This is a genomic window from Flagellimonas alginilytica (genome assembly GCF_042134605.1).
Classification (GTDB): domain Bacteria; phylum Bacteroidota; class Bacteroidia; order Flavobacteriales; family Flavobacteriaceae; genus Flagellimonas; species Flagellimonas alginolytica.
On the sequence record NZ_CP169638.1, the window covers coordinates 2,705,001 to 2,728,957 of the forward strand.

The following is a 23,957-nucleotide window of genomic DNA, read 5'->3' on the forward strand; positions in this document are numbered from 1 at the left end:
TGTACTTGAAGAAAAATTAAATGCCTATTCCCATGCTTTCGGTATAGTACTGGCAGTAGTAGGAGGAATACTTCTTTTTCAAAATGAAGTAGAAAGCAATCCTTATATGAAAGGTAGTATAATTGCTTATGTAATCTCCTTAATACTATTGTTTTTTGCTTCTACCATCTATCATGCGGTAGAGAATCCAAAAATCAAGAAGAAACTTAGAGCCCTGGATCACATCAGTATTTATTATTTGATTGCAGGAACATATACGCCTGTATGTCTGTCAATTTTGTTGCCATCCAAAGGATGGTTATTGTTTTACTTAGTATGGGCTATAGCTATATTCGGAACAGTTCTTAAAATATTTTTCACAGGTCGGTTCGAGGCCTTTTCGCTTGTACTCTATGGTGTAATGGGGTGGCTTATCGTAATTGATTTACCATATTTATTGGCGCACATGTCCTCAAAAGGATTAATCTACCTTGCCTTAGGGGGAGCATTTTATACTATTGGAATCGTGTTTTATGCCGTAAAAAAAATACCATATAATCATTTAATATGGCATTTTTTTGTGCTGGGTGGAGCTATTAGTCACTGGTGGTTAATCTTTACTACTTTGGAGCATTAGTAAGGTTAATCAATTAAAAAGTCTGATACTTTAAAGTAATAACCTTCCAAACCATCACCCCGTTTATATTTGGATTCCATTGTCGAGCTAACGGTATAGGGGTAATTATTGTTCTTAATTATTTCCTGTAAATAATCTTTATAAGTGGGGAGATCATTATATCTTCTAATCTCTACCTGTCCAATTTTAAAGTTGTTATTTTGATATAGATCATAAAAGCCCCATGTTTGAATTTCGTCAGGTATTTCAGGTAGGATTATTTTTTCAGTAGTTTGACTATCAAAAACGATGTTCCAGTCAAAGCTGATGTTAAGACCGTTCACTAATTGTGGCCCATCAGTATGAAGATATATTTTACCAACACTATGGCCATTCCCTGTTTTCATCAAATTGATTTCTTTTGAATTAACAGAAAAGTCAATTGTCCAATCCAAATCATTGAATATTGTCAATGGTTCCCCATTTCTTGCGGTATGATAATCCTTCATTGTAAATTCATATCGAGTTTTGTAAATACTTGTATTAAAGTAATATGCGCCTCCTTGTGATGGTAGAAATCCATAGGCTGAGTTATTGATATTATGAAAAACATTGTTTTCAAAATCACTTTCATTGAAATATCCATAGATGTTTATTGAAGAAGTATATTGCCCTGATCCCAGTGATGTTTGATAAAACCTACGTTCAATATCTTCTTGATTAAATAAGCTATAGTCCAATGAAAAATCAATTGGTAAATCCCAATCTAGAATAGTATAGGTATACTCGTCCAAAGTCTCGTTTTTCAGCCACAAGTAAATTTTATCTGTATTTACTTGATTTGTTACATTTTTTCTACGATCTAGTACAAGTTGTTGATTCAATGTATTTAGTCCTCCAGAGTAACCAAAACCATATGCGGTAGAATTGAAAACATCATCAGGGTCAAATCCTTCCATAGGAAACAAATATGGGTTTCTTGGCCCATTTTCAAATCTAGGTTCGGTTTTTAAATTCAATGTTACAAGATTGGATGAATTTAAATTTTGCAAAGTTGAAAATTGAGTAGTATTGCCATATGTACCTGATGTATATTTGGCAAAAGTCAATGAGTATTCTTGAGTAAAAATTTGGTCTGAGCTTGTTCGTAGAATAACTTCCCGGCTGTCCTGAAAAATTCTTTTAGAATCAACTAATTTGCCATCGGGGGCAGAAGCAAAAACATACATTCTTGCCCAATTGGGGTTATAAAAATCCTCCGGAATATTTATGGTAATCAAGGGGGTCTCATTGATAATGGTAATCATTTGCTCTTTGGACGCTATATTGCCAGAGGTATCCGTAGCATCAACACGCAATATGTAATTTTGCGATTTAGCTGTCAAGGATTTAGCAGCATAGCCCGATAGATCAACCACAATAGTGAAGGGTGCGGTGTTATCCTCACCCACCTTTACATCGTCGATAAAGGCTTCCACTTTTGCTATACCTTTCTCATCTTGTGCATTAATATTGATTTCCATTTGGTTGCTTACCACAATAGGTTCGGAACCACTCGAGGTTCCTGAAATGGTAAAATCCAGTGTTGGAGCTACTGTGTCAGGTTCAGGTGTGGTGCCACCGGATTCAGAGGAGCAAGAAAGCAAGGCAGTTAAGGCGATGCCCATTAAAACGAATCGATTGATACTTATTATTTTTTTCATGACACTATGTTATAATAGAAGTTTAGTAGGCAGTCTATGAATTAATCAAATAAAAAATGATTGGGATAGAAATAATTCTCTTTCCAAGGGCTAGGGTTGTCATAAATGGACTCTCTTTCCGGAGAAACCAGATACCATTTTACATTATTTTGAATTACTTTTTGTAGGTACTCATCGTAAGAAGTAAGACCCTCATATTTAATTACTTCAACCTGTCTCTGGTCTTTGTTTTCGATACTTTCAAAAGTTTGATTATTGTATTTGTCGATAAATATCCACTCCTCAAGTTCTTCCGGGAGTGTAGGTAGAGGAACTGTTGAATTGTTTTGGCTATCAAAAAGAATATGCCATCTGTAGGTAGCATTGTTGCCATCCAATACGGTTTGTTGACCGCTACTTTTTGGAGAAAATGAATCTGAAATACTTAACCTTCCGACAAAATCTTGATTATTTGTGTTTTTGTCTATAGAGAAAGTGTTTTCTTGAAAAGTGTGGCTCAATGTCCAATTGCTTCCATTGTAGGTTTTATTTGGTTTGCCAGTATGGTCTATTTTATAATTAAGGTATGTTAGTTCCGTAATGTAGTTATTGAAATTATTGTCCAACCAAAAGTTATATTCAGATTCGATATCTATATTAAACGTGTATGGGTATATGGCGTGAAAGATATTATTCGAATAATCAACGGTATCTTCATAAACAAAGATTTTTAGACTTGGATCTTTGGATATAGAAGTATCAAGATTTGGATATTCAAAGCTTTCCAATGTCATACCTTCAGAAGAAAACAGGTCGGGCGATAGTTTAAACCCTTCTTCTAACATGTTTTTTTTAAAAAACGCATACTGGGCAGTGTTCTGATCAGTATTGACCATGTGGAAATAAATGTTATCCGTCGCAAATTGGTTGTCATAACTCTCATATCTTCCCACTGATATTTTGTTGTTTGTATTTGAATAATTGCAACTACAATTGTTGCCCCCTATGCTATAATCAAATCCTTGGGCACCTATTGCGATGGTCTCCGTGGTATTTTCATCCCAAAAACCTTCAATAGGGAATTCTTCGGGACTTACACGGTCAAAAAAGTTAGATGAGAATATAGGATAATTATTAATGTTTATTTCATTTAGGATAGAACCTTTTATATTCTGGATAGTAGCCAACTGATTGGTTTCACCATTGTAAGCCGCAAATTTTTGGGCGAAGGTCAACATATACTCTTCGTCTTCCGTAATATCCATGGTCGTACTAATTGTAACGGTTCTTTGACCTGTTTCCAATTTTTCAATGCCTAATAGTTCTCCGGTCATACGAGAGGCAAATATGTAAAAGTCCACTAGCTCTGGATTGTCGCCTTGTTCTGGAAAATTAATTGTTATCAGTTGTGTTGTTGACTCTATGATAATGTGTTGTTCTTTGGACGCTGTATTGCCAGAGGTATCCGTAGCATCAACACGCAATATGTAATTTTGTGATTTAGCTGTCAAGGATTTAGTAGCATAGCCCGATAGATCAACCACAATAGTGAAGGGTGCGGTGTTATCTTCGCCCACCTTTTCATCGTCGATAAAGGCTTCCACTTTTGAGATACCCTTCGCATCTTGTGCATTAATATTGATTTCCATTTGGTTGCTTACCACAATGGGTTCGGAACCACTCGAGGTTCCTGAAATGGTAAAATCCAGTGTAGGGGCAATATTATCCGTAACAATTGATTGTTCTTCAGAATCTGAGGAACAGGAACAGAGTAGGGAAATAGCTGTAAATAAGAGTACAGCAGGTCTTAAAAAATGCATGAAGTTAGTTTAGTTGACAGGAAATATAATTCTTTTTAAAATTAAAACCTTTGTTTGTCACCTCAAAAAGTAAGAAAAATCGGTAAAAGGATTTTGACCTCTTGTAGTATTGTTTTTTGGAGTTTAAACCAAATAAGCTATCCCTATTCCCAAGATTATCACCACTAGTTTACGAAGGTTGAATGCATGTCCTTGGGCACTTTCAAATAAAATAATGGTGGAAATATGAAAAAAGACCCCAATAGCAAGTGAGTTGAACAGGTAACCGTACCGTTCGACCCAAGGTGTGGTGGACAAATAGCTCCCCAGCGGTGTCATTAAGGAAAAGGCCCCGATAAACATCAATGTAGTGGACAGCTTTATTTTGGAGTTAAGTAAAAATATGCTGAGTATAACGGCAATCGGGATCTTATGTATTATAATTCCATATAAAATAGAATCGTTTCCGTATATGGGAACGCCCTCTACCAAAGCGTGTACGGACAGGCTAATGAACAATAGAACGGGGAACTTATTTTTTTTTACATGAAGATGTACATGACCATGTTCCGCCCCTTTCGAAAAAAACTCCAAGAATATCTGTAGTAAAATACCGCCCAAAATAAAGAACGCAATGGTCTTTGGATCGTGCCCAACATATACTTCGGGAAGAAGTTCAAAAAAAGTCAGGGCCAATAGAAATGCGCCACTAAATGCCAGCAATAGCTTTATGTTGTCGTTATTCTTTGGTCTTGTAAACCAAACAAACCCAAAACTGGCCCAAACCGCTAACATTGGAACTACATAAATAATAATGGAAGGAAAATCCATACGGTCGATTAAGGGAGCAAAAATAGCCTATTTTTGCGTAAAGTTTTTAAGATAGTATGTCGGGAAATTTTAAAATGATGGCCAAAACCCTCTACGGATTCGAACCGATATTGGCCAAGGAACTTCGTAACCTTGGTGCGGGCAATGTGGAAGAAGGGGTAAGGAACGTAACTTTTGAAGGGGATATGGGTTTTATGTACAAGGCCAACTTGTGCCTTAGAACCGCCCTGAAAGTATTTAAGCCTATAAAAACCTTTCGTGTTTTCAACGAAAAGGACCTTTATAGGAATATTTACGAACTGGATTGGCCAAGTATTTTTGATATAGGAAAAACATTTGCGATAGATAGTATTGCGAACTCTCCTGTTTTTGATAATACCATGTTTGTTTCTTTAAAGACCAAGGATGCCATCGTGGACAAGTTTAGGGATATAATGCAGGATCGCCCCAATGTGAAGACCCAGGACCCCGATATTAGGATCAACATACACATTTATAAAAATATATGTACGGTATCCTTGGATAGTTCTGGTAGTTCCCTGCATCAGCGAGGGTATCGGATTTCAACGAACATTGCACCAATCAACGAGGTTTTGGCCGCAGGCTTGCTCTTGCAAAGTGGATGGGACGGTCAAACGGATTTTTTTGACCCTATGTGCGGGAGTGGTACATTTTTGATCGAGGCGGCGATGATCGCTTGTAATATTCCCGCAAACATTAATCGGGAATCCTATGCTTTTATGAACTGGAAGGATTATGATGCCGAGCTTCACGACAAAATTGTTGATGCAAGCTTAAAAAAGGTGAGGGAATTCCATCATAAAATAATAGGGTATGACAAAGCTCCTTCAGCTGTTCGAAAAACCCAAGAGAATGTAGATCATGCCAATTTAACCGAGTATATAAGTGTAAACCGTAAAGACTTTTTTAGGGAGGATAAACCTGTAGAAGGAAAACTGCACATGGTTTTTAATCCCCCTTATGGGGAACGGTTACCCATTGAAATGGAAATTTTCTACGGAAAAATAGGGGATACCCTAAAACAGGTATACGCAGGAACCGAAGCGTGGTTGATTACCTCAAATATGGAGGCATTAAAACATGTAGGTCTAAAACCATCAAGAAAGATAAAAACATTTAACGGTAAATTGGAGGCCCGATTGGTTAAGTATGAAATTTACGAGGGGAGCAAAAAAGCCAAAAAACAAACTACCTAATAAAGTGCCCATGGGTATAGTATTCTGATTTGTTTCTGTTTTTTTAATTGAACGAGTCTGTCATAATGTTCGCAAGGTGTGGTTGATAAGGTCACTGGTCGGACCAAATCGCAAGTTCGTTGCCCGATGGATCGAAAAAATGGAATCTTCTCCCACCCGGGAATTCAAATATCTCTTTGGAGATGGTGCCGCCTGCCGCAGTAATCTTATTTTGGATGGTTTCCAAATCCTCATGGTAAAGCACGATCAATGCGCCATTGATTATAGGTTGGTCCGTAAGTTCAAAACCACCTGAAATTCCACTTTCGGAGAACGACGTGTAACTGGGGCCATAATCGGTAAACTGCCAACCCAAAGTATCTTTGTAAAAAGTCTTGGTCTTTACCAAATCCAAGGCTTTAAACTCCACATAATCGATTTGGACCTTATTCATCCGATTGTTTTTTTTGTGCCTTTTTTTGTTTGGCCTTTTTGTACAATGGGATAAAGTAGGAAATGGAATAGTTGTAACTTACCCCAAAATTACTGCCTTCTGTAACTTTGTTAAACCCAGGGATCCATAGATTGGGAAACTCTTCATTTTCTGTATTGGTTATTAAAAACCCCATACGGGCACTCATACCTACAAAAATATTGGCGAACAGTTCAACTTTTGCGCCGGCAACAAACTCCAACCACGTGGCGGAAAGCCCATCAAACTCTCGATTGGGATTTTCTCCGGGCAAAAATTCTGGATTAAAAAATTGATCGGTCTCGTATAGACTATAATCGTTCAAAGTTTGACTGAAACTTGAAAAGGCCACACGACCTCCTATGGTAATGGCATTGTTCATGCCGTACCAGTTGTCGTAAGTATTTATGTCGATTCCTGCTTTAATATAACTTCCAGATGTTTCGTAATCGTAGAGTAGTGTATTGTTCAGGTTTTCGTCTTGTCTTTTGGTTTCGTTCCCTATTTCTGCGGCCAGATACAATTTGCGGGTAAGCCTAAAATCTCCGACCAGTTCCAATCCGGTGTAATCCTCATCAACAAAAGATAGCACCAATTTGCTCAGGTCCACACCTACACGGAGGCCATAGGGGTCTTTGTACTGTACGGTGTCCTTTTGCGATAGATCTATCGTTTCACTTTGGGCCAGTGATAAAAATGGCAATAGACCAATAAAAATACTAATGCAATATTTTAACATGGATGTTATCTGTATTTTCTACGTTCGGTTGTACAACGCTGATATCCTGGACCCAGTTGTCGCTGTCCTCGGTCAAGCTAACCTCAATATTGTTATAGTTCACCACAAAGCCACATGCTCGGGAAACAAAAGCCTCACTAAGTTCATAGGTGATTGTTAAAGTATCTATATTTCCCGTTTCCAATTCGGTTTCCGCATCGTCATCGGAATTGGAGATGAGTTGGTACATTGTGGTAACGGCGGTACTTCTTAAAGGTACCGATAGGGAGTCGGGTGAATCCGATCTGTCGTTAAAACTGTCGTTATCCAATATACTGTCTATATCGATGTTTTTTATTCGAATGGATGTTACTTGTTTTGCTTCGGTGGTATCTTCAGCATCAAAAAAACCAATGACCAACAAAGGGGTATCACCTTCTACACAGATATCGTCCTTTTCACACGAGGAAACATAGAAGAGCAAAGATGCAATAAGCAGGATGGGGATTATTTTCTTCATTCCGGTTTTCAATGGATTTTAATTCTGGTGCTAAATCCGTTTTTCCAAAAGTACAACATTTTCAACGTGGTGTGTCTGCGGGAACATATCAACTGGCTGCACTTGTGTGACGGCATACTGTTCTTTCATTAGAGCCAGATCACGTGCTTGGGTTGCGCTATTACAGCTTACGTATACAATTTTTAATGGTGCCACATTCAATAGCTGTTCCACCACTTGTTTATGCATACCGTCACGAGGAGGGTCGGTTATGATCACATCAGGTTGCCCGTGTGCTGCAATAAAATCATCGTTGAACACATTCTTCATATCGCCCACAAAGAAATCCACATTGGTTATATTATTGTGCAGGGCGTTTGCCTTGGCGTCTTCAATAGCCTCTGGTACGGATTCCACACCGACTACTTTTTTTGCATTTTTGGCAACAAACTGTGCAATGGTCCCAGTTCCGGTATATAAATCGTAAACTAGTTCATTACCTGTTAATCCAGCAAAATCCCTTGTAACTTTATAGAGTTCGTATGCTTGCTCCGAGTTGGTCTGATAAAATGACTTGGCATTGATCTTAAATTGTAGGCCTTCCATTTCCTCAAAAATATGATCTCGGCCCGCATAGCAGATCACTTCTTGGTCATAAATAGTGTCGTTGCCTTTGGAATTGATTACGTATTGAAGCGAAGTAATTTCCGGAAACTTATCCTTTAAGTGATCGAGCAATAATACTATGTTTGCTTTATCTTCCTGGAAAAACTGAACAAGAACCATTATTTCACCTGTAGATGATGTTCTGATCATTAATGTTCTTAAAAGGCCTTGCTGTTTTCTTGGATTAAAAAATTCTAGACCATGGGCATTGGCAAAATTCTTCGCCTCCAACCGAATGGCATTGGACGGATCTCGTTGTAAATGACATTTTTTAATATCCAGAATCTTGTCCCACATGCCCGGAATATGGAATCCCAAAGCATTTCTATTTTCGATTTCATTGTCGGAACTGATTTCTTCTTGGGTCAACCAACGACTATCGGAAAATGAGAATTCCATTTTATTGCGATAAAAATATTGCTCTTTGGAGCCCAATATTGGCGATGATAGGGGGAGTTCCAAATTCCCTATGCGCTTTAGGTTGTTCTCTACCTCCTTTTGTTTAAAAAACAGCTGATGTTCGTAGCCCATGTGTTGCCATTTACAGCCTCCACAAGTACCGAAATGCTGGCAAACAGGTTCTGTTCTTTTATCGGATAGGGTGCGGAAATTGGTGGCAACTCCCTCAAAATAGGCTTTTCGTTTCTTGGTCGTCATCACGTCCACCACATCTCCGGGAACCGCATTGGTAAGGAAAATCACCCGTCCGTCCGGGGCTTTGCCTACCGATTTTCCTTTTGCTCCCGCATCTACTACCTCTACGTTTTCAAACGTTTTTCTCCTTCTATTTTTACGCATGTCGCAAAAGTAAGCCCTTTTTGGAATTTCACAGAACACTGTATCTTAAATTGCAGGTAAACTTTTGGAGTAACCAGAAATGGACAACCTAATGTCCAAGCAGAGTTTTGCCCAATAATTTGTATTTTGCACCAACTCTCAGGGATGATTTCTCTCCCACGCTGCTTTTTCGAGACTTCGAAAGAATAAAGGTACAGTAGGAATGGTTATTTTATCAATTTTAATCATTTAATGAAATGGCTGTTTTAGAGCATTTAACATCGCAGCAAGCGATAGATTTGGAAAACAAGTACGGGGCACACAATTATCACCCCCTTCCAGTGGTATTGAGCAAAGGGGATGGTGTATATGTGTGGGATGTTGAAGGGAAAAAATATTACGATTTCCTTTCTGCATACTCTGCCGTAAACCAAGGGCACTGTCACCCCAAAATTGTTGGGGCCATGGTGGATCAGGCAAAAACATTGACCTTGACATCCAGGGCATTTTACAACGATATGTTGGGGAAATACGAAAAATATGCGACAGAAACCTTTGGTTTTGAAAAGCTATTGCCAATGAACACTGGAGCGGAAGCTGTGGAGACTGCCTTAAAAATTTGTAGAAGATGGGCATACCAGAAGAAAGGTATCCCGGAAAACCAAGCAACCATTGTTGTTTGCGAGAACAATTTTCACGGAAGAACCACAACGATCATCTCATTTTCCAACGACGAGGTGGCCCGTAACGACTACGGTCCGTACACAGAAGGGTTCATCAAGATTGAATATGACAACTTATCCGCACTGGAACAAGCATTGGAAAACAATCCCAATGTTGCGGGCTTTTTAGTGGAGCCTATACAAGGGGAGGCAGGGGTTTATGTGCCATCCGAAGGATATTTAAAGGGGGCCAAGGCACTTTGTGAAAAACACAATGTTCTTTTTATTGCTGATGAAGTGCAGACAGGTATTGCCAGGACTGGCAGATTGTTGGCAACATGTGGTAATTGCTCCTGTTCGGATAAGAATTGTAGCGACACACCAGAAGTTAAACCAGATGTTTTGATTTTGGGCAAGGCCCTATCGGGTGGTGTTTATCCTGTTTCCGCGGTTTTGGCCAATGATGGCATTATGGAAGTAATCACTCCGGGAAGCCATGGAAGTACTTTTGGTGGCAACCCTGTTGCGGCAGCAGTGAGTATGGCGGCCTTAGAGGTGGTGAAAGAAGAGGGTTTAGCACAAAATGCTGATGAATTGGGGGAATTGTTCCGGGAAGAGTTGAACAAATTTATCCCAACTTGCGATTTGGTGGTCAAAGTTAGGGGCAGGGGATTGCTTAATGCTATTGTGATCAACGATACCGAGGAGAGCTCCACGGCGTGGGATATTTGTATGGCCCTAAAGGAAAATGGGCTGTTGGCCAAACCGACCCATGGAAACATTATCCGGTTTGCACCGCCTTTGGTTATGAACAGAGAACAGTTGTTGGACTGTGTTTCCATTATTATCAAAACACTAAAAGAGTTTTCTAAATAACTAGACAAATAAAAAAGGGCGGTGATTTCACCGCCCTTTTTATAGATAGGAAATAATTTTATAAAAACTTGTATCCAACTCCAATGGTCAGGTAATTTCCTCTAACCTTGATGTCTTCACTTCCCGTATAGGAATTATTGATTTGAAACGTATATCTGGCTTCCAGAAAAAAGTCTTCATCAATATCATATCCGATACCACCGGCTAGATCAAATTCAACACTGCTGAAATCGTCCGGAGTGTCCTCAAGAGAGAAAACCAATTGTGGTCCTGCTTGAATATTGAATTTTTCAGAGATTGCAAATTTACCTAGAATAGGAAGAATGATGCCATCAGCTTCATCAACGTTGGCATAAAGAAGTTCGGGCTGAATATTGAAATTTTCAGAAATTTCGAAATCAGCTACTGCACCCAAATAAAATCCGGAATTAGAATCGGATACGGTAATCCCATCTACTTTAACACTCCCTCTGGCGTTAAGGTAGCCAGCTGTAGCACCAAACCTAACTTCTTGAGCTTGGGATGCATAAGTAAATCCAAGTACGGCAATTGCAACTAATAATAGTTTTTTCATGTTTAATTAATGATTATAGTTAAGGCGTAAAGATAGAAATCTTAACCATCGTTAACGCCCATTTGTTATGGAATTAATCCAAAATTTGAAAGGAACTATTTTTAAATATTGAGTACTAACTATTTAGGATACCGCTATTTCTTCCAAACGAATTTGCTTTTTGGATGCGTTAAAGTAGGCTTTGGTGCCAATGGGCAATGTGAAATTTTGTGGTACATGGCCAAAACTCAGACCATAGGCTGCAGGTATGCCCAAAGGTGCGATTCTATCCATTATTACTTCCCTGAGTGTAAAATTGTCCGTGGTTCTTTTACGGTCGCAGCCATTACAAACTCCAAAAACAATGCCTTTGGCCTTTAAAAAGGAATCCACTTGTGTGAGCTGGGTCAGCATTCGGTCCATTCGGTATGGAGCTTCCTCTACATCTTCCAGAAAAACAAGTTTGTCGGTAAAGTCTATTTCGTAAGGTGTGCCGATCATGGCAGCGACCAACGATAAGCTTCCGCCCACAAGATCTCCTTCTGCCGTTCCATTGGTTATCGTGTATCGGTAATATTCGCTGTTGCGATATTGTTTTGGGTCTTTTAGAATGGCATTTTTTATAGGTAGGACCTCCTGTGGTTCCATTAGGACCTTTTTCATGTAATTTTGGCTGTATTCGTCATCGATCGTGGTTCCGACAGGGCCGTGAAAACATACAAGGCCTGTTTTGTTGTAAATGGTATTGATCAAGGCCGTAATATCACTAAAACCGATTAAAATTTTTGGATTGTTGCGGATAAGGTCGTAATCCAACATATCCAAGATTCGAGTGCAACCATAGCCGCCCCTTGCGCAAAGTATGGCATCCACGTCCGGGTTGGCAAACATTTCGTTTACATCGTTGGCACGTTCTTCATCGGTGTCGCTAAAATAACCATGGTTACCTTTGATTCTTTCAGTGTAAAAAGTCTTGAAACCCATTTTCTCCAAGACTTCCAATGTAAGGTAAAGTTTTTCGGGTTTCACCGCAAAACCTGGAGCAACAAGCCCGATGGTATCGCCAATTTTTAGTTTTTTGGGTTTTATTTTGGGCAATACAGTAGTTGATCTGGGCTCACTTGCCCAACTCGTTTGGGGCAGAAACGAAACGGCTCCTAATGCTGTTACGGACTTTAAAAAGTTTCTTCGTTTGGACATTTTGAATGGGTTATGCTATGTTTTAACAAAAATGAAGAAATTTTGGAAGAAATGTAACAATTACTCGCTGTTTCTTTCAGCCCTGCGTAATTGTCGCTGTATTTTCCTAATGGCGGATTCAATGGATTTTTCGGGTTCTATAATATTATATTCTCCCCAAAAATTTGGATCGGAAAAGCCCGAGGCCTCATCACTGAGTATAATTGATTTTTTAATTCTTTCACGGTACCTTGGCGTTTTCCCCGTTAGGTTATTTTCCCAATCGGTAATGGCCATTTCCGCCATCATACTGTACATGGAATTAAACCACTTGTCTTCCCAGTCTACTTTAAATTCCATAAAAACGCTACCATAGCCATAGTACCATTTGCCATCTTTTTCGCGATAGTCCACACGATAGGAGACCTCAGTGGGCCAAACATCGACTTTTGCCGGTTTTCTGCGCACAAATAGTTGGGCAGCTTTGTTCCGGTCTGTAATATTCAAAGAAAAAATTGCACTTGTAAGTACTTTGTTTTCAACATCTATGTAAAGTTCACCCTGGTAAAGGGGCTCGGAGATTCCTGGGTGCTGGTCAAATCGGATCACATAGATCACTTTGTCATTTATTCTTGTGGAGCGATCAAATGTAAACTTGTAGTTGGACAGTGCTTCTTCCGAAAAGATATATTGGGGATATTTCATCATATCCACATATAATGTGTTGTATGGCCCACCTTGTAATTTTAGTGCCACGGTGTCCAGTTTACTGTAATCCGTACTTTTTCTGGCTTTAAAGAGTTCAACGGCGTCTTCTTTAAAAGAACTGTATGGGGTTTTATAAATATTGACCACAGCTTCAGCCAAAGAAACATTTCTTCTTCTTCGTTTTATGGTTTCCCTATAAAAAGCTGTCATTAAGGTGGGGTCATCAAAATATCGGTTGTCACGGTTTTTAAGTGTTTCTTTTATAAGGGCCAGGGCGTCTTTTGGGGCATTAATGTTGATTTCCGAAAGCTGGGTAACCGAAATTTCGAGGGAGATTTCATTTTTTTCTGGCGCCAGATCGGCAATCGGTACTTTTTTGGTTTTATACCCCAAGAACGAAATCACCACATTTTTATGGATGAACTCTTTGGGAACTTTTAAAAGGAAATTTCCCTCCGTATTGGTTATGGTGCTTATGTTGGTGCCCTCTATGGCCAGTGTTGCAAAAACCAACGATTTATTACTGGATTGGTCCTTAACCTCTCCACTGTACTGGTTAAATTCCATGGTTTGTTGGTTCTCTTGGAAAGCAAAAGAAACCAATGGGGCCAAGAGTGCCAGTGTACAAAATGCGGAGCACAAGAAAGCGCTGATTTTCTTGCGTATTGCGAGATTCGATGGTTTTAACGGCATAGCTATCTTCTTTTGTATTAAAAATACAAAATTTTAAAGATATGCTCACATAGTTTTTGTCCCTGTATGTGGATGTTCCAAGCAGGCAAAAAACTTAGCCTAGTCTACCATGAAGAGGGCATTGGCAAAAAATAGCTTTCCATTTTCCCAGAATCCTCGGAACAACGGATTGTCCACCATATAAATTACTTGTCCACGGCCATAATTTTCTACGCCATAAATCAAGGTTTCTGAAATTTTTTGCTGCGCTTCTATTCCGGCAAAGCCAGAAAACGGATCTGTATTTTTTTCCAAATAAACCGCATTTCCTCCATCGAGATATTCGTATGCACTGCTTCCCAATTTTAAAGAAAAGTATTCGGACCCATAGCCATACGCCAATGGATTGGAATTGTCCACTTTGGTTTTAAAAATTGCTCCGGTAATGGCTCCTTTCATTCGCTCTCTTTCCCAATCTTTGTAGGGTTGTGGTTCATTTTCGCTTGAGTCTTTCTCAAACTTTTTCTTGGTTACACCAAATCCCTTATCACCATCTAGCGCATCTATGGAGCCACCCATGGCAATGATCTTTCCTCCGTTGCGGACCCAGTTTTTAAGTTTGGATAGTTGGTCCTCACTAAAATGGTTGCCGTAGCGTCCATCGGGCAAGATCAGGATACTATATTCGTCCAGATCCACTCGGTTGGCATATTCATCATCCAGAACGGTAAGCGGGTAATGCAGCTGTTGCTCAAAAAAGTGCCATATTTCCCCAAAACGCAAGGTTGAGGTCGGACCGCCGGACAATACTGCAACCTTTGGTTTGGTGATCATTTGAACATACGACGAACCAAAATCTTTTCCAGAATCAACAAAGCCAGTTGAAGCGGCTGTGTATGGTTTTTGATAGTCGGTGATGATGTCCGACATGGATGCCTGAAAATTTGAATCATGCTGATTGTCTCCTTTAGTAACGATCAAAGTTCCCCTATCAAAAGACTTGCCTTCCAAACTGAAGGGGTGGTCGGCTTTTCGTACTCGGATGCCCTTTTTTAACAAAGCGGACAAGAACCGTGCATCTTTCATACTGTTCCAATCAAAAAGATAAGCGTAGGCATTGGCAGGAGCTCCTATTGTTGCGTTCTGAACCACATCGCTTGCCGTATTGCCGGAGACCAATGAGGTGGAGGCAATTGCGTCCAATCCATATGCATAGGGTAGGGACCATGCCGTAATATCGTAGGTGAGCGAATCCGATAATTTGGCATCGGGCTCGAACAATACTTTTACCATGGTACCTTTGGGTTGATTTGTGGAAACTACCATGCCATTGTTTTTGATGGCCATGTTTCCGCTTCTTCCCGTTTTGTAATGGTGCCCTTTGTAGGAACCACTGGAAACATTGCCATATTCGATTTCGTGTTTGTCCAAAAGGGATTTAAGGGCTTCAAGCTTGTCCTTGTCTCCTTTTAGTACATAACTTTTATACTTAAAATCCTTGTTTTGATAGAACTTTTTGAATTCTTGGTTTAGTTTCTCTGCATTTTGAGAAGAAACCTCAATGGTGGATAGTCCCGTGGTGTGGTGGTGCGCAATTCTGTCCTTTAGGGTAAGGGTGTCGCCAATTGCGGTGACAATTCCAAGTCCGGCCCTTCCACTTCCACCTTGTTCGTAAGTCATCCCAATAGAACCGTTGTACATGGGGTAGGTGTCGCCATAGCTTGGATATAATAGATCAAATACTTCTTTGGTAAAATAGAACCAACCATTGGCATCAAAGTATTTGGCGTGGTTTCTGCCTATGGTCGTCTGAAAATCACGTTGGAAATCGGTAATTACCTCATGGTAGGGTTCTGCTGCTGGTGCAAAATAATACGGACTATTTACGCCTTGTTCGTGAAAATCCACATGAACATGGGGCAACCATTGGTTGAACATTTTTAATCGCTGCTGGCTCTCTACTTGGGTAAGCCAGGCCCAATCACGGTTAAGGTCGAACATATAGTGGTTACTGCGTCCACTCCACCAACCTTCGTGGTGTTCCTTGCTGTTGGGATCTACTTGGAAAGGGGTGTTTTTATATTGGTTGTACCAGTTGGTGTATCTGTCGCGGCCATCTGGGTTAATACAGGGGTCCATAATAACCACTGTGTTTTCCAAATAATTGCTTTTTTTTGTTAAAAGCTCATAAATCGTCTTCATGGAGGCTTCGGTACTCACACTTTCATTGCCATGAACATTATAGCTCAACCAAACAATGGCTTTGGACGAATTTCCCGAACCTTCTGTATTTTTTAAATGTTCTTTTCTAATGGTTTCCAAGTTGGAAATGTTTTCCGCAGAGGACACATAAGCCAAAATAAGGGGCCTACGTTCGTTGGTTTTTCCATATACTGTGAGCTTGACTCGGTCCGGTTCCGATTCGGCCAAGTACTCGTAGTAATCCACCACTTCGTGATGGCGGGTAAACTGGGTTCCAAGTTCGTACCCCAAAAATTCTGATGGAGACTTTAATTGCTGTGCGGAAACCGAAATGGATACTAAAAGAAGGAGAGAAAATAAAAATCGGGTCATGTTTGGGTTAATTAGTTCTCTCAAATCTAATAATAAATTGGTGCAGAATCCTAATTTTATCAATTTGAGCCGACTAAATCTTGTATAAAATTCAATTAACGTATTTTTAGGACGAGTAAAAAAGAAGAGACTTATCTTTGATCACCTCATTTCAGTTTTAATGGAAGTAGAATGTATACCCTTTAAGGAAACCGGTTATTTTTCCCAATTAATTTGTGATTACCTAGAGCAAAAAAAAGAATTAGCACCTTACTACAATAGATTTCCCTTACCCGGTAACTTTAGTGATCAGATTAAAGAAAAATCTGCCAACTACCCAAAAGCCCACAGAAAAGTTTTGGTCGGATCTTTAAACGAGCAATACAAAAATGTGGAGGTTTCCGGCGCAACAAAAAAAAATATCCTAGCTCTCGAAAAGGAAAATTCCTTTACCGTGGTAACCGGTCACCAGTTAAATTTATTTACTGGTCCTTTGTACTTCCTGTATAAAATTGTATCGACGATAAATCTGGCCAAAAAGCTAAATGCACAGTTTCCCGATCATCAATTTGTGCCGGTGTATTGGATGGCAACGGAGGATCACGATTTTGATGAGATCAATTATTTTAATCTACACGGGAAAAAGGTGCTTTGGAACAAAAATGTTTCCGGTGGGGTAGGTAGATTGTCCACAGATGGTCTGGATGAGGTATTCGGGATATTTGCTTCCGAACTTGGTAATTTAGGTTATACGGATAAATTAAAAGAGCTATTCCAAAAGGCTTACCTTGAAAACCAAACCCTGGCCCAAGCTACAAGATACCTCGCCAATGCCTTGTTCGGAGATGAAGGTCTTGTAATTGTGGATGGTGACGATAAAAATTTGAAGAGGTTATTGGTGCCTTATGTCCAAAAGGACATTTTTCAGCATACGCCCTACGAAAAAGTTACCAAGACGATAAAAAACTTGGAGAAAATTTCAGCGGACTATACAATTCAAGTAAACCCGAGGGAAATCAACTATTTTTATCTAAAGGACGATCTTCGGGAACGAATTATTCTAAAAAAAGGGAAATACCATGTGCTCAATACCCAGTTGGATTTTACCCCAGAGGAAATTTTAAAAGAACTTGAGGAATATCCAGAGCGTTTTTCGCCCAACGTGGTCACTCGCCCATTGTATCAGGAGGTTATCCTACCCAACCTTTGTTATATCGGAGGAGGGGGAGAATTGGCCTATTGGTTGGAGTTTAAATCCTATTTTGATGAACTGGGAGTGACCTTTCCTATGTTGATGCTGCGGAATTCAGCCTTGTTGATAAAAGAAAAACAGTCGGACAGGATTGAAAAGATGGGACTCACGGTAGCTCATTTATTTATGAAACAGCACAGCCTTATCAACAAAAAAATACGAGATATCTCTAATATCGATGTTGATTTTTCGCCGCAAAAAAAGGTGCTGGAGGAACAATTTAAACAAATGTACGAGCTTGCCAACAAAACGGACAAGAGCTTTTTGGGAGCCGTAAAAGCACAGGAGGTAAAACAAAAAAAGGGTTTGGACAAGCTGGAAAAGCGACTTTTACGCGCCCAAAAACGAAAATTAAAAGATCACGTAACGCGATTAACGGAGTTGCAGAATGAGTTATTTCCAAATCAATCGTTGCAAGAAAGGCAGCTCAATTTTTCCGAGATCTATTTGGAAATGGGAGAGGAACTCATCCCGATGCTACTGAATACTTTAGATCCTTTTTCTCAGAATTTTACCATAATTAAAAACAAATAATAGCCCTAAATATCTTCCGCGGTAGAACAAAAGCCAATCTTTTTCAAAAAAAGTTTTACGGATCAGGTAGGGTATTTGTCCGGTAGGTTGTTCCTTACATATAAATAGCTATGAAAATTTAAATTTTGAGTTGGTTAACTCATATGTTTAGGTTGGTTTTGATTTTATTGAAAAGCCCCGGAGTGGTTCCCGGGGCTTTTTACATTCTTTATGTTTGGTTCCGATTCAGAACAAATCTTTAAAATGTGATTTTACCTCAAAAAGAGTGGCCTCTTTCATGGTGTCGAATCGAACGTCCGCATGTCCGACACGCTCTTCGGGACCAATGCCAACGCTATAAAAATTACCAGCCTTAGCAGCATCGATACCCTTTTCGGCATCTTCAAAAACAATACACCTTTCCGGCGATAGGCCCATTTTTTCGGAGGCGTACAAGAAAATGTCGGGAGCTGGTTTGCTTCTGGATACACTATTGCCATCACCGATCACATCAAAATAATGGGTAGCATTTAGTTGCTTCAATACCTTTTCTGCATTTTTACTTGCACTGCCGAGGGCAACGCTAAACCCTTCGGACCTAAGGTGTGTTAAAAGTTCTTTGGCACCCGGTAGATAATCCTCGGGGGTCATGTGATCCAAACTTTGCACGTAAATATCGTTCTTTTGGGTAGCCAGTTCCACGATAGTTTCTTCTTTGAGCGAAACATTGTTGTGGTCCATGATCACTTTAATGGAATCCATTCTGGATATCCCTCTCAATTTTTCGTTGAGATCGCGATCAAATTGCCAATCCATGTCGTCCGACAATTTTTTCCAAGCGGCAAAATGCAGTTCTGCTGTATCCGTGATTACGCCATCCAAATCAAAAATGAATCCCTTAATCATAATCAGTTCTTTTTTACATCGCAAAGAAATAATGAAATCAATTAAGAAAAAAACTATATAAGACTTTGTTTTGTGCAGGAAAAAGCTGGACTGGCACTCAAAGCAGACGGGGTGTTGATAACCCGTTGGAATTACTTCTTTAAAAAACTTGTCGCAAATATCCATTAAAAGATACTTTTGCAACTAAAGCAAATTGCTATTTTTGCCCATGCATAACAACGTACTCATCCTAGACTTTGGTTCCCAGTACACACAATTGATCGCAAGACGCGTCAGGGAACTCAACATTTACTCAGAAATTAAACCGTATAACAAGGTGCCCGAAGATCTGTCGGATTACAAAGCGGTAATATTGTCCGGTTCACCGTCCTCGGTTCGCTCCGAACAGGCCCCTCATCCCGATCTATCGGGAATTAAAGGAAAAAAACCTCTTTTGGGCATTTGCTACGGCGCACAATATCTGTCCCATTTTCATGGGGGTAACGTGGCCCCTTCCGCTACCCGTGAATATGGGCGGGCCAATTTGTCCTTTATTAAATCTGACGATGATTTTTTGAAAGGAATTGAAGAAGGTAGCCAAGTATGGATGAGCCACTCGGATACCATTAAGGAACTGCCCGAGGGAGCAGTACTTTTGGCCAGCACCCACGATGTGGAAAATGCGGCTTACAAGATTGGAGGGGAGAGCACTTACGGGATACAGTTTCACCCGGAAGTGTACCATTCAACAGATGGAAAAAAGCTATTGGAAAACTTTTTGGTAAATATAGCTGGTCTAAAACAGGACTGGACTCCCGATGCTTTTGTGGAAACCACAGTGGATGAACTAAAGGAGGAAATCGGGGACGAAAAAGTAATATTGGGACTATCCGGCGGTGTAGATTCCAGTGTGGCGGCCATGTTGCTCCACAAGGCCATCGGAGATCATCTATACTGTATATTCGTGAACAATGGCCTCTTGCGTAAAAATGAGTTCGAAAGTGTTTTGGACCAGTACAAGCACATGGGCTTAAATGTAAAGGGAGTGGATGCTTCGGCACGTTTTTTGGATGCTCTTAAGGGCGAGTCGGACCCTGAAAAGAAGAGAAAGATCATCGGAAGGGTCTTTATCGAGGTCTTTGATGATGAATCCCACAAAGTGGAAAATGCAAAATGGTTGGCCCAGGGTACTATTTATCCTGACAGAATTGAATCTGTTTCGGCAAGTGGAGGCCCATCAGCTGTGATCAAAAGCCACCACAATGTTGGAGGATTGCCCGATTATATGAAATTAAAAGTAGTTGAACCCTTAAAAATGTTGTTCAAGGATGAAGTGAGAAGAGTTGGGGCGAGTATGGGAATGTCCAAAGAAATTTTGGGAAGACACCCTTTCCCCGGTCCTGGCTTGGGAATACGTATCTTGGGGGATATTACACCGGAGAAAGTGGCTATTTTGCAAGAGGTCGACGCTATTTTTATCGATGGATTAAAAAAATGGGGACTTTATGACAAGGTTTGGCAGGCCGGAGCCATGCTTTTGCCCGTAGATAGTGTAGGGGTCATGGGAGATGAGCGTACCTACGAAAAATGTGTGGCGCTCAGAGCGGTGGAAAGCACCGATGGGATGACCGCCGATTGGGTAAATTTGCCCTACGAATTTTTGCAAAAGACCTCTAACGATATAATAAACAAGGTTAAAGGCGTTAATAGAGTGGTGTACGACATTAGTTCCAAACCACCTGCAACTATAGAATGGGAATGAAAAAATATATGTTACAACTGGTTTTTACCATGGTCCTTTTGTTGGCCATGGTGCCGGTTTCCGCACAAAATTATACCACGCATGCTGTAAAGGATGGGGAGACTCTAAAGAGCATTTCCCAAAAATATCGGGTAACGCCCTATAGTATTTTACAGGCCAATAAAGAAATCAAGAGTGCTTCCGATGTTAAGGAGAACACGATTCTTATTATACCCTTGAACGGTAAAGCGGAAGACACTAAAAACGAGGCCAAACCAGATAAGCCAAAACAAGAAGAGCTGAAGCCGATTCGATTTACACGACACAGGGTAAGAAGAAAGGAAACCCTTTTTGGTCTGACCCAAAAGTATGAGATCACCGAAGAACAATTAAAAAGATATAACACAAGGCTGTATTCGGAAACATTGGACAAGGGAATGGTGCTTCAAATTCCTGTTTTTCCAGAAGTGGACCCCAATGAGGAAAAAGAACTGGATTTCGAAATATACACCGTTCAACCTAAAGAGACACGTTGGAGCATTGCCCACAAATACGGAATTAGTGTCGATAGTTTGTTGGTCTTAAACCCGGAATTGGATAAGAACACCAATTATTTGGCAGCAGGAGAAGAGTTGAAACTGCCACGCCCCAAAGGAGATAGCCTAAAGGAACAGAAAACAGAGGTTTTTACTTCTTACACGGTACCTCCAAAAATGACACTTTATAGTCTTGGAAGGGAATATGGTATCCCAACGGATTCTATTGTACGCTTGAATCCGGAAATAATGAAAGCCGGAGGCCTAAAAGAGGGAATGGTAGTACGTTTGCCCAAAAAGAAGTCTCAGGCCGGTATAGTGAACACCGACAACTTTGTTTTTTATGAGGTAAAACCCAAACAGAATATATTTAGAATTACCCAGAACCTTAAGATTACCAGAGAAGAACTGTTCCGTTTGAACCCAGCTTTGGAAAATGGCCTTAAAGCGGGAATGGTACTAAAGTTGCCCAAAGAAAAAGCAGAAGGACTAGAAGTGAAAAATGCCCTAGTGCTGGATAAGATCAATTTGGTAGACAGCATAAATGTGGAAAACAAACCACAGCTGGTTTTTATGCTTCCCTTTCGTTTGGACAAGGTAAACTTGAACGACACCCAAAGAGCGGAAGAATTGATCAAAAACCGAAGGGACCTGGCATTGAGCCTTGGTTTTTACACAGGGGCCATGGTCGCTTTGGATTCCATTAAAAAACTTGGAGTATCGGTCAACGTAAAAACTTACGATACCCAGTTGGACCAAGCTAAAGTAAAAGAAATACTTTTCCGTGAATCCTTAACAGGGGTAGATGCTGTGATAGGACCACTGGCCGCCGGACCTTTGGACGAGGTTGCCGTGCAGGCAAAAACCAAGAATATTCCCGTAGTGGCCCCTATTGCATCGGACAGTAAACTCAGTCACAACAATGTTTTTTTCTCCGTTCCCAGAGATGCAGTCCTTAGGGATAAAATGCTGGCATATATGGAGAAAATCCATACCGATGAGAATGTGGTCATAATTGCGGATTCTACCCATCAAGTGGCACACGATTCTATTTTGAGCAAGTTTCCTGCTGCCCAAATCGCAAAGGTGATCGATAATAAATCGTTGCACTTGGATAGGTTTTTGATCCAATTGTCCAACGAAAAGGAGAACTGGGTATTTTTGGAAACCGATCAACCCAATATGGTGGCAAGTGTAACATCCATTCTAAACTCTGCCAATACCTCTTCGGTTACAGTAACAAACAACCCGCAAGAAAAGGTTAATGTACGCATGTTCACCACAAGCTTTAACGGGGCATTTGAGCACGAGGCAGTTTCCAAGACACATTTATCCAATTTAAAATTTACGTATCCATCGTTCTACAAGGAATCTGCGGATGATACCTTCACTAGGGCATATATGAAAAAATACAATGGCCTACTACCGGATAGGTATGCCATCCGAGGATTTGATGTGACCATGGACGTGTTATTGAAACTGGCATACAAAAAGAATTTGTTTGAAACATCAAAATACATTGGGTTAACGGAATATGCAGGCAATGGATTTGATTATCTTAACGATTGGACCTCCGGGTACTTTAACCGCGCCTGTTACATTATGGAGTATGACAACCTTACCATTAAAGAAGTAGAAATCAATGACAGCAAAAGTAACCTATAACGGAAATCTTAGAACTACCTGTGTACACTTACGATCAGGTAGTGAATATATTACCGATGCCCCTGTGGACAACAATGGCAAGGGAGAGGCTTTTTCCCCTACGGATACCGTGGCTACTGGCTTGGCGAACTGTATGATAACAATGATGGGCATAAAAGCCAGGGATTTGGAAATTGATCTAGCAGGTTCTACCGCAGAGGTTACCAAGCATATGGCGGCCAATCCACGGAGAATCTCCAAGATCGAGGTAAAGTTAGACCTGCCCGCATCCATCTCTGAGAAACACCGTAAAATTTTGATGCATACGGCGAATACTTGCCCAGTACATTACAGTTTGCACCCCGATATTGAAAAAGTAATCGATTTTAATTGGATAAACTAGTTGCAATAGGATGTTTTTTTCTGTTTGGTTTTTTGGGTTTTGCACAAGAGATCGAAGAAGGCGTTCTATGGAACAGTAATATTAGGCTCACGTGGGCCGATTTTAAGGGGAAGGTTCCCCCGGCAGCCGAATCGGCTGCCACCACCGCCAGTGGTATTAGTTATTCCTATTCTGCCAACTTGCTCCACCACGAGGTTAAATTGGATTATGAGGTAAATGCGTTTTTTTATCCCAACGAAAGCTGGTACAAGCCGGAGCTGTGCAATGAAAACACCTTGGCCCACGAGCAATTACATTTTGATATTACCGAACTTTTTGCCCGTAAAATGCGCGCAAAACTGCGCCGCACCTCTTTCTCTGATGATGTTAAGGGAGAAGTGCGCAAAATATACCAGGATATTTTAAAGGAACTACAAGAACACCAAGAACAATACGATTGGGAAACCAATTTTTCCCGAAACCGGGAAAAGCAATTAGAATGGAATACCAAGATTGCCTTAGCTTTAAAAGAAAGTGAATCGTAAAAAAATATTTAGGGCAGTAGC

20 protein-coding genes (1 of these 20 only partly in view) are annotated in these 23,957 nt (G+C 40.3%); 8 read left to right on the forward strand and 12 right to left on the reverse strand.

Annotated features, from left to right (window positions below; translation table 11 throughout):
- A protein-coding gene (locus ABTP35_RS12070) for a hemolysin III family protein (RefSeq protein WP_293296035.1) crosses the window boundary here: on the forward strand, nucleotides 1–616 show its 3' portion. Its footprint begins 23 nt before the window's first position; the window shows 616 of its 639 coding nt (coding positions 24–639); the start codon falls outside the window, past its left edge; the stop codon is at nucleotides 614–616.
- Nucleotides 617–621: 5 nt separating this feature from the next.
- Here ABTP35_RS12070 and ABTP35_RS12075 read toward each other — a convergent pair whose 3' ends face one another.
- The 3 genes from ABTP35_RS12075 to ABTP35_RS12085 all read right to left on the reverse strand — a co-directional run bounded on the left by ABTP35_RS12075 (nucleotide 622) and on the right by ABTP35_RS12085 (nucleotide 4,907).
- A complete protein-coding gene (locus tag ABTP35_RS12075) occupies nucleotides 622–2,298 on the reverse strand; it encodes an Ig-like domain-containing protein (protein WP_293296033.1) in 1,677 nt (558 codons plus the stop codon).
- A gap of 41 nt (nucleotides 2,299–2,339) precedes the next feature.
- A complete protein-coding gene (locus ABTP35_RS12080) occupies nucleotides 2,340–4,097 on the reverse strand; it encodes an Ig-like domain-containing protein (RefSeq protein WP_293296031.1) in 1,758 nt (585 codons plus the stop codon).
- A gap of 123 nt (nucleotides 4,098–4,220) precedes the next feature.
- Nucleotides 4,221–4,907, reverse strand: a complete 687-nt coding sequence (locus tag ABTP35_RS12085) for a ZIP family metal transporter (RefSeq protein WP_224836454.1) — start codon at nucleotides 4,905–4,907, stop codon at nucleotides 4,221–4,223.
- A gap of 56 nt (nucleotides 4,908–4,963) precedes the next feature.
- Here ABTP35_RS12085 and ABTP35_RS12090 point away from each other — a divergent pair, with 56 nt between their 5' ends.
- The gene (locus ABTP35_RS12090) at nucleotides 4,964–6,124 is read left to right on the forward strand and encodes a class I SAM-dependent RNA methyltransferase (RefSeq protein WP_375334230.1); all 1,161 of its coding nucleotides are present in this window, start codon (nucleotides 4,964–4,966) and stop codon (nucleotides 6,122–6,124) included.
- Nucleotides 6,125–6,215: 91 nt separating this feature from the next.
- Here the strand turns inward: ABTP35_RS12090 and ABTP35_RS12095 are convergent, their stop codons facing one another.
- The 4 genes from ABTP35_RS12095 to rlmD are packed head-to-tail and all read right to left on the reverse strand — an operon-like array spanning nucleotide 6,216 to nucleotide 9,256.
- Nucleotides 6,216–6,557: a VOC family protein gene (locus ABTP35_RS12095; RefSeq protein ID WP_252080124.1), complete on the reverse strand. Its 342-nt coding sequence runs from the start codon at nucleotides 6,555–6,557 to the stop codon at nucleotides 6,216–6,218.
- The gene (locus ABTP35_RS12100; RefSeq protein ID WP_293296025.1) at nucleotides 6,550–7,314 is read right to left on the reverse strand and encodes a DUF6048 family protein; all 765 of its coding nucleotides are present in this window, start codon (nucleotides 7,312–7,314) and stop codon (nucleotides 6,550–6,552) included. Before ABTP35_RS12100 ends, ABTP35_RS12095 begins: the two co-directional genes overlap by 8 nt.
- Nucleotides 7,295–7,813, reverse strand: a complete 519-nt coding sequence (locus tag ABTP35_RS12105; RefSeq protein ID WP_224836458.1) for a DUF6452 family protein — start codon at nucleotides 7,811–7,813, stop codon at nucleotides 7,295–7,297. The genes ABTP35_RS12100 and ABTP35_RS12105 overlap by 20 nt, the downstream gene beginning before the upstream one ends.
- 30 nt (nucleotides 7,814–7,843) lie before the next feature.
- On the reverse strand, nucleotides 7,844–9,256 hold the full coding sequence (gene rlmD, locus ABTP35_RS12110) for a 23S rRNA (uracil(1939)-C(5))-methyltransferase RlmD (protein WP_293296023.1): 1,413 nt from the start codon (nucleotides 9,254–9,256) through the stop codon (nucleotides 7,844–7,846).
- A 236-nt stretch (nucleotides 9,257–9,492) separates the two neighbouring features.
- Here rlmD and rocD point away from each other — a divergent pair, with 236 nt between their 5' ends.
- Nucleotides 9,493–10,773, forward strand: coding sequence for an ornithine--oxo-acid transaminase (rocD, locus tag ABTP35_RS12115; RefSeq protein WP_293296021.1), 1,281 nt, complete (start codon nucleotides 9,493–9,495; stop codon nucleotides 10,771–10,773).
- A 58-nt stretch (nucleotides 10,774–10,831) separates the two neighbouring features.
- Here rocD and ABTP35_RS12120 read toward each other — a convergent pair whose 3' ends face one another.
- The 4 genes from ABTP35_RS12120 to ABTP35_RS12135 form a co-directional block, all read right to left on the reverse strand.
- A complete protein-coding gene (locus tag ABTP35_RS12120; protein ID WP_293296019.1) occupies nucleotides 10,832–11,347 on the reverse strand; it encodes a porin family protein in 516 nt (171 codons plus the stop codon).
- Nucleotides 11,348–11,470: 123 nt separating this feature from the next.
- Nucleotides 11,471–12,526, reverse strand: a complete 1,056-nt coding sequence (locus ABTP35_RS12125; protein WP_293296017.1) for an LD-carboxypeptidase — start codon at nucleotides 12,524–12,526, stop codon at nucleotides 11,471–11,473.
- 60 nt (nucleotides 12,527–12,586) lie between these two features.
- Nucleotides 12,587–13,780 carry a carboxypeptidase-like regulatory domain-containing protein gene (locus ABTP35_RS12130; protein ID WP_375334231.1) on the reverse strand — a complete coding sequence of 398 codons (1,194 nt, stop codon included), beginning with the start codon at nucleotides 13,778–13,780 and terminating at the stop codon, nucleotides 12,587–12,589.
- Between the two features lie 225 nt (nucleotides 13,781–14,005).
- Nucleotides 14,006–16,459: a M14 family metallopeptidase gene (locus ABTP35_RS12135; protein WP_293296013.1), complete on the reverse strand. Its 2,454-nt coding sequence runs from the start codon at nucleotides 16,457–16,459 to the stop codon at nucleotides 14,006–14,008.
- Between the two features lie 160 nt (nucleotides 16,460–16,619).
- On the opposite strand from ABTP35_RS12135, the gene bshC reads away from it, so the two are divergent.
- Nucleotides 16,620–18,224, forward strand: coding sequence for a bacillithiol biosynthesis cysteine-adding enzyme BshC (gene bshC, locus ABTP35_RS12140; protein WP_293296011.1), 1,605 nt, complete (start codon nucleotides 16,620–16,622; stop codon nucleotides 18,222–18,224).
- 225 nt (nucleotides 18,225–18,449) lie between these two features.
- Here the strand turns inward: bshC and pgmB are convergent, their stop codons facing one another.
- Nucleotides 18,450–19,109, reverse strand: a complete 660-nt coding sequence (gene pgmB, locus ABTP35_RS12145; RefSeq protein WP_252080115.1) for a beta-phosphoglucomutase — start codon at nucleotides 19,107–19,109, stop codon at nucleotides 18,450–18,452.
- A gap of 208 nt (nucleotides 19,110–19,317) precedes the next feature.
- On the opposite strand from pgmB, the gene guaA reads away from it, so the two are divergent.
- The 4 genes from guaA to ABTP35_RS12165 are packed head-to-tail and all read left to right on the forward strand — an operon-like array spanning nucleotide 19,318 to nucleotide 23,936.
- Complete coding sequence (gene guaA / locus ABTP35_RS12150) at nucleotides 19,318–20,850, forward strand: glutamine-hydrolyzing GMP synthase (protein ID WP_224836467.1); 1,533 nt, start codon at nucleotides 19,318–19,320, stop codon at nucleotides 20,848–20,850.
- Nucleotides 20,847–23,030 (forward strand): LysM peptidoglycan-binding domain-containing protein, encoded by a 2,184-nt coding sequence (locus ABTP35_RS12155; protein WP_293296007.1) that lies wholly within the window; start codon nucleotides 20,847–20,849, stop codon nucleotides 23,028–23,030. The genes guaA and ABTP35_RS12155 overlap by 4 nt, the downstream gene beginning before the upstream one ends.
- Nucleotides 23,008–23,412 (forward strand): OsmC family protein, encoded by a 405-nt coding sequence (locus tag ABTP35_RS12160; protein WP_293296005.1) that lies wholly within the window; start codon nucleotides 23,008–23,010, stop codon nucleotides 23,410–23,412. The genes ABTP35_RS12155 and ABTP35_RS12160 overlap by 23 nt, the downstream gene beginning before the upstream one ends.
- On the forward strand, nucleotides 23,400–23,936 hold the full coding sequence (locus tag ABTP35_RS12165; protein WP_293296004.1) for a DUF922 domain-containing protein: 537 nt from the start codon (nucleotides 23,400–23,402) through the stop codon (nucleotides 23,934–23,936). Before ABTP35_RS12160 ends, ABTP35_RS12165 begins: the two co-directional genes overlap by 13 nt.
- Nucleotides 23,937–23,957 lie beyond the last annotated feature (21 nt).